This is a genomic window from Moorena sp. SIO3I6 (assembly GCF_010672095.1).
The window spans coordinates 1-3,652 of record NZ_JAAHHU010000421.1 but is presented as its reverse complement, the minus strand read 5'-3'; the positions used below and the strand labels follow the sequence as shown (position 1 = coordinate 3,652).

General features: G+C 37.1%; 3 protein-coding genes. All 3 read left to right on the top strand.

From position 1 onward, the window contains the following. Positions 1–378: hypothetical protein (locus tag F6K49_RS37200; RefSeq protein WP_293105064.1), on the top strand; the 378-nt coding region annotated here is incomplete at its 5' end. Positions 379–585: 207 nt separating this feature from the next. Beyond that, positions 586–2,220: a tryptophan halogenase family protein gene (locus F6K49_RS37195; RefSeq protein WP_293105061.1), complete on the top strand. Its 1,635-nt coding sequence runs from the start codon at positions 586–588 to the stop codon at positions 2,218–2,220. Between the two features lies 1 nt (position 2,221). Next, on the top strand, positions 2,222–3,652 hold a 1,431-nt coding region (locus F6K49_RS37190), incomplete at its 3' end, for a cysteine peptidase family C39 domain-containing protein (protein ID WP_293105058.1).

The following is a 3,652-nucleotide window of genomic DNA, read 5'->3' as shown; positions in this document are numbered from 1 at the left end:
TGTCTGATTTTACCATTTGACGGAAAAGATATAATCACAGCTTTAAAGATTACTGAAGCTATTTTTAAGCGTTATCAGTTTGAACCTAATATTGCCCTTAACTGTCAAACCAGCAGACATATTAATTTGTTTACCGCTATCATGTATGACCGGGAAGTTTTAGGAGAAGATGAAAGAGCTATGGAATGCCACGATGAAACTCTTCATGCTTTAACTGAAGCGGGGTATATCCCTTATCGATTGGGAATTCAATCTATGGATGCTTTGCCTCCTTTTCAAGATGATTCTGGTCAGTTAATTAAAACTCTAAAAAAAGGACTAGATCCTAATGATATATTAGCGCCTGGTCGCTATGACTTTAGGCGGGAATGGAATTGAAAATTTATAGCGTTTTTCAATTAGGTAAGGTACAAATTTTTGGGTTTTAGGGAACAGGGAACAGGGAACAGGGAAAAGGGAAGAGGAACCCACCCCTAACCCCTCCCAGGAGGGGAAGAGGGAACACGTAAAAAATATTGCGTACCTCATTAGGCTAAAAATTGCTATACTGAAAAATTTTCAACTGAACACCAAGATAAAATAATTATGAATAATGTAAGTAATCCCAATAGAATCAAAACTATTATTATAGTGGGCGGGGGAACATCTGGATGGTTGTCTGCTGTTTATTTAAGTAAAATGCTACAAGGTTCTTGTCAAATTACTCTGATAGAATCCTCAGATATTGGTACGGTAGGAGTTGGGGAAGCCACCCTACCAACACTACAAATTACATTCAAACTTTTAGGTCTTTCGGAATTTGACTGGATGACCAGATGTAATGCTTCCTTTAAACTAGGGATTAAATTTGTAAATTGGTCTGGTTCGTCGAAACCAGATATATTTTGGCATCCTTTTGGTCAACTAAAAAGTAGTCCAAATCTGGGAATCCCTATATCTCAGTTTTGGTTAAAAAAACACTTACAAGAAAACACTACAGCTTTTGATGAAAGTTGTTTTGAACATATTAATTTATGTGCCGCTCAAAAATCCCCAAAATCCTATGACAGTCCAGAATATTCCGGGAGCATAGAGTATGCTTATCATCTTGATGCTGGAAAATTGGCAACATATTTAAAAGAAAAAGCGAAATCAGCAGGAGTTAGACACATTGTTGATAACGTTTTAGATGTTGCTTTAGATCATAGGGGATTTATTAGCCACTTAATTACCGAAAATTATGGCAATCAGACGGCTGATTTTTTTATTGATTGTTCAGGTTTTAGAGGATTATTGATTAATCAAGCACTTCAAGAACCATTTATTTCTTATGCTGATTCATTATTTTGTGATCGAGCTATTGCTATATCCATTCCCTACGAAACAGGTGATAGATATAATTCCAAAAATGGAGGAATTAACCCTTATTCTACAGCAACTGCTTTAAGTTCAGGATGGGCTTGGAATGTTCCTTTAGTAGAAAGAAGTGGTAATGGATATGTATATTCCAGTTCTTTTATGTCTCAAGATGATGCTGAGACTGAGTTCAGAAAGCACTTAGACGACAAAGGCAATGATCAACCCGCAAAACATATCAAAACAAGGGTCGGAAGAACCAGAAATACTTGGGCTAAAAATTGTGTTAGTATTGGCTTGTCTGGTGGATTTATTGAACCTTTGGAATCCACCGGGATTTATTTAGTTGAACTGGGTTTAGAAGCCTTAATCCGTCATTTTCCAGATAAAACTTTCTCTCCTTTGTTGAGCAATCAATATAATAGGATTATGCGGAAAATGTATGAGGAAATCAGGGATTTTGTTGTTATGCATTATTGCTTAACTCAAAGAGAAGATACTCCTTTTTGGCGAACCAATAAATATCACAAATTTATTCCGGATTCACTCCAAGAAAAATTAGAGTTATGGAAGGTGATGTGGCCAATTTATCATGGAAATATTGGTAATTTATTTCCGGGTTTTTCCTATGTTTGTATTTTAGCTGGCATGGGATGTTTTCCTGTACAAAGTTTGCCCCTTTTAGATTATGGAAAACACTCACAAGAAGATGAAATTATCCTAAGAATTAAAAGTCGATCCGAGCAGCTAAAAGAAATACTACCCGACCATCATGAATATCTGCAACAGATGTCTTTAAGACACTTTAAAGCTTTGTGGCGAAGTCTACTTGCTCACTCATCCAAACCAATGCCCTCCTCTAATTTAAGTACAATAGTTCGTTAATATGTTAACCTTAACCCAAAATACAAAGCTCCCAACCCAGAAACGTGTCCGCACTCCTACCCTCATACAGATGGAGGTGACAGAATGTGGAGCAGCATCATTAGGCATTATTTTGGGTTATTATCGTCGCTTTGTTCCCCTTCCTGAATTAAGAAAAGTGTGTGGTATATCACGGGATGGGAGTAAAGCTTCTAGTGTGCTTAAAGCAGCGAGAACCTATGGCTTGACTGCTAAAGGGTTTAAAAAGTCATTGGAAAACTTAAAAACTTTAAATCCGCCCTTTATCATATTTTGGGAATTTTGCCATTTTTTAGTTGTCGAAGGATTTGGCAAAAATTGCGTTTACCTGAATGATCCAGCCACGGGTCCCCGTAAACTATCTTTAGAAGAATTTAGCCAAGGTTACACTGGAATAGTTCTAGTGATGGAACCTGGCCCAGAGTTTAAAAAAAAAGGTAATAAAACAAGTATATTTTCTTCTCTACAGAATCGTTTAAAAACATCTCAAAACTCAATTTTATTCTCTATATTAGTAGGATTAATTATAACCTTTCCTCGGTTGATAGTTCCTATATTTAGCCAAGTCTTTGTCGATAAGATTTTAATAGAAGATTATCAATACTGGCTGAGACCGATGTTATTGGCAATGGTGATTACTGCAATTGTTCAGGGACTTCTTGCCCGTCTGCAATTAAAAGTGTTACGCCGACTTTTAGTCAAACTCTCGGTTAGTATGTCCGGACAATTTGTTTGGCATATTTTACGCTTACCTGTAGGATTTTATGCTCAACGATTTTCTGGTGAAATCAGCGATCGCGCTCAACTCAATGATCGCGTAGCAGACGTAATTTCTGGCCGTCTAGCCACCACTGTTATTGATGTGATCATGATGGGGCTTTATGCCCTATTAATGTTTACTTATGATATACTATTAACCACGATCACGATTATATTTGCCAGCTTTAATTTTATAGCCCTTCAATACTTATCTCGTAATCGGACAGATGCCAATATTAGCTTAGCCCAGGAATATGGAAAAGTTGCTGGTACAGCGATTGGTGGCATTCAATCAATTGAAACCATTAAAGCATCTGGACTGGAATCAGATCTGTTTACTCGATTTGCCGGTTATTATACTAAAGCCTTAAACGCTCAACAAAAATTAGGGCTACAAACACAAATCCTCAATGCACTTCCCAATCTGTTAACCGCCTTAGCTACAGCCTCTATCTTGCTAATCGGAGGCTTACGGGTTATCAAGGGAGAACTAACCATTGGAATGCTAATTGCCTATCAACTTTTAACCGCTAGCTTTCTCAAACCCATTAATGAACTGATTAATTTTGGGAGTACCTTACAAGAATTAGAAGCTGATATTAATCGCCTTGATGATGTGCTACAAAATCCTATTGATCAAGAAGCCACTCGTCAG